Source organism: Dehalococcoidales bacterium (genome assembly GCA_041656115.1).
In the GTDB taxonomy this organism is placed as follows: domain Bacteria; phylum Chloroflexota; class Dehalococcoidia; order Dehalococcoidales; family UBA5627; genus UBA5627.
Window position 1 is genome coordinate 1 of record JBBAED010000021.1, and the last position, 4,294, is coordinate 4,294.

The 4,294-nt window shown below is 42.8% G+C and carries 1 protein-coding gene; it reads left to right on the plus strand.

The window, feature by feature from the left end; all coding sequences use genetic code 11:
- Positions 1–43: 43 nt before the first annotated feature.
- On the plus strand, positions 44–4,294 hold a 4,251-nt coding region (locus WC958_06250; protein ID MFA5629822.1), incomplete at its 3' end, for a hypothetical protein.

Below are 4,294 nucleotides of genomic sequence, written 5' to 3' on the forward strand. Positions count from 1 at the left end.
AAAATTGGGGTATGTATAATCCCCCATGGGGAGGTGCCTGGTAATGAAAAGATTAATATCCGGTTTAACGATATGTGCATTGTTTTTATTTGTTTTTGCCTTTCAGTCAGCTGTAATTTTAAACGAGCAAAATGATTATGTTATGCGTCGGCAATTAGGCAACCATAATTTTGCCCCGATTGTTCCGACTGATCCAGACAGCTCTTATCTTTCTTATACTTCTTTCAGGCAAAATATCGCTCATGCCGCCGCCGCCCCGCAAGAAATACTTTCCGGTGTTACCGGCAAAAAAATCAGATTTGATTGTGCTGAAGAATTGTATCGGTTTTCAATTGATGTTTCTTATCATTCCGATTTAATATATATAACTCCCGACCCCAATGAAAATGTAAAACTATCAGCCGCGGTTATTACGGTTTTACTTTCGCTTGATTATGTTTTGGGTCAGGATATTGATTATGCGGTCATGAAATCGCGACAGTTTATTCCAATCGGTTATTCTTTTAATTCAATTGATGGGACCCTGCGCCGCAATATTTTCACCGGTTCTTTCGACGGTCGGGGTTTTGAAATAAGCAATCTTTATTTTGCCGACTATGATTTACTGACCACGGTTGAAGGTGAAGGCGAAGAACAGGTCGATTTGGCACTTTCTCCTTATTATGCGATGTTTCCTTATAATGGGGGAGAGATTTGCAATCTCGGTCTGGTTAATCCGACTTTTGAATTAACTTTTGAGCATCCCGATATTCATCGTGCCGCCAATTTGGTCGGTCATAATACATCAACGGGAACCGTCGATAAAGTTTATGTTGTCGATAATCGCGAAGATATTTTCCGTGCCGGTATTAGGATGCGGGCTCCGGTTGGAGCCAGCAGCATAGATTATCAAGCAGCGGGAATTGTTTTTGAAAATGACGGTATTTTTACCGACAGCTACTATGTGTCAAAAGTCGTGGTTAATGCTTCATATATTAACAGTTTTACCGTTCAACCGGTTATTTTTCACAACAACACTACCGCGAGCAATCTTATTTACGATAAAGATGCTTATCAGTTAACGGTTAATATCGGCGGCAATTACTTTAGTATTACCCCGCCGAATGAATTTGCTTTGGGAGAGTCGACCGATACCTTACGGAGCGCCTCGTCGTTAGGGGAAGATTGGTACTATTATCCGGTTGATCGGTATCCTTCGCTTTTAGGTTTAAATTATTCAAACGGTACCTATCAGATTAGCAATGCCGTTGATTTGATCGTGTTTTCGAAAATTATCAATTTCAATACCGTTTATAATGATATCCCCTTTCGGGCCGCTAATTATCGGTTGACCGCCGATATTGATATGAATCAAGTTTCCCCTTCGGCTTATAAAACGATACCGATTGACTTTTCCGGTACGCTTTCCGGTGATAACGGATCGGGCAGTCATTATTATATTTCTAATATGCATTTGGAAAACGGCGTTGTTGTTGATGGTAATTATTATGGCGGTCTTTTCAGTTTGTTAAGCGGTACGGTTTCGAACCTAACTTTTTATAATTGTTCTTTGACCTTAAGCGATGCTGCTAGGTATTACAGTTCTAAATTTAAAATTGGTTTTATTGCCGGCGCCTTAATCGGCGGCACTGTCAGAGATATATCCTGCGATGTTGCAATGGATTTAGGCAACGGTTCGGTTGGCGAGATGGCGGTCGGTTCGATTGTCGGTGTGGCCGGCGGCCGGGTTGAAGCGGTGTATACCGAAGGTGCCATCGATAGCGGAGCCAATCGGGAATATGCCGTCGAGCATGATATAATTGTCAATTATACTGTCGGCGGTATTGTCGGAAAAACCGATGAAACGATTCCGCTTACAATTTATAATGTTCTTAACACAATCGACATTACCGGTATCGGCTCCGGTATGACGGTTACGAGTTCATCAGCTCAGGCCGTCATTATAATCGGCGGGGTTATTGGAGAAATTATCAATACGGGTCCGGCTAAACATAATATCGGTTGGATTACCAATCAGGGCGATATCACCGTTAACTCTTTTTCGGTAACATCCCCGTTGACCCAGTATATTGCCGGAGCGGTCGGTATGAGTCGGGGAGCCGCATATCGTCTCGTTTCGGGTTTTGGCGAATGGTCAAATCAGGGCTTGTTAGATTTTACCGCCGCCGCAACAAATAATATTATTGCGGCCGGGATTGTCATCAGCAATCATTCGGAAGCGACCGAGCTAGTTTGCCTTTATAATCACAATGGTTTTATAACCACAAGTTACGATAACTTACGTTATACATCACTCGTGTATGATATCGGCACTGCCGGTTTCACCCTTTCACAATCGGCAAATTACGCCGATTATGAAATCAATGACGCATTTGATTTTTCCGGTATTTATAGCAATGATAATATCGGCGCCGCGGTCCTGCTAAGGTTTGTCGAGAATTGTGGCAATATTACATACAGTAATATTACCGTAAATAAAGAGATATCGATTGCCGGTATTACGTTAAAAGAAAACGTCAACTTTTTAAATGTTTATTATTCCGGCGAAATCGGCGTTTATAGTATCAATAACTCTTATCCGATATGGATTACGGGAATTACAAAAACATTGTCAACCGATAAATATTTAAAAAATTGTATAAATGAAGGGGCGATTATTCTTGCCGATTATAATTCTTCGGCTAACAGCTATCTTTCCGGTTTGGTGAATATTAATTATAGCGGCGATTTACAAAGTCAGGACGCTTCAACCCGGCCCAAAGCTACCGTCGGTATTATTAATTCCGTTAATTACGGTAATTTATTATCCGTTTATAATGAAGAGGTCTATGGTATTTACGGTTACGGCAATGTTTATGCCGGGGGGGTTGTCACCTTAAATTGCGGTTCGGTTCAGGATACGGTTAATCTCGGTCATATTCGCTTTGCGCATTTAAGCGATTATCCGAGCAGTGTAATAACTTTTAATACTTCTGAATATGTCGCCGGTTCGGTTCAATCATTTGCCGGCGGCCTAACCCTGGGCGGTGTTTCCGCTCTTGTCGGTGCCGGGTCTTCCCGTATTTATGACTGCACCAACAGCGGAGAAGTACTCAGCATTACAAAAAACTACTCGCGGGCCGGCGGTATTCTTGCCGTTTGTCTATACAGCGAAATCAAAGCCGGGGGTGTGCCGACATCATTATTGGTTAACGATATTGAATATTCGATTCTTTCCAACTGTATTAATTACGGAAATGTCAGTGCCGTTACCGCTTCGATCTATGAATACAGCACAACAAACTACTCCAGTTCGGAAACAGCTTGGTATGCCGGTTCAAGTAGCGGTAATTATTTGGTAACGACTACGGTCGGAACCAGTGAACGCCCCGGTATTTATTCCTCGGCCGGCGGAGTTATCGGTTACGGTTTAAGCGTTATGCGCCGAATGGTCAATCATGGCGAGGTCAGTTCCACCGATGTTGCCGGCGGCATTGTCGGTGCCACCTATGTATTGGGAACAGCCAACGGCACGGTTACAACGAGAGTCTATATTGATACCGCCATAAACTACGGTTCGGTTCGCGCCGTTAATAATTCCGATTATGCTTTAATTAATAAGATTAATATTTCTTATGATAATATTTTTGGTTATTTTTATCCGACCGATTCTTCCTTTATATTTCCCGATACCGTTTCCGATATTCGCCGTTTTCCGGAAGGTAAACGCGGAATCGGCGGTATTTTCGGACGATTGCAGCGGGGGCGAAACGGCTATATGTCGGCAGTCGGCGGCAATTTTGATTTTATTGTCAATATGGACCCCGATGTCGACTTAATCGGACGGCTAGACCAAGTGTATAACTGGTCAAGTACGGCCCGCTTTTATATATTTCCCAATTGCTATTATTTTAGTGCCCGAAAAAACGATACAACCCAAGCCGTTTTTACCGGTTATGAATATTTTTATTCAACATCAACGCGTCCCGTCGAATACACCTATACAATCGAGCGGACTAACAATCAGCGTTACCGTTATGAAAATATTAACGGAACTTGGTGGCGCTATACCCAGAATTATGTTGAAACATTTAATGAGGTTTCAATTGAAGGTCCCTTGTTATATGCCATTGGCGGAACCGCTTATTCTCAGGGAACAAAGGAATCGGTGGTAACGAGTGAACCGGTCAGTGCCGAGTGGCGGGAAGATTCGACCAGCGGCGCGGCTATAGACGGCGGGCCTTATGATGAATTTTCTAATCCGTTTCGCCTTACCGCTCCGATTGAAACTTATTATAATCGGTCACAGAAAAAT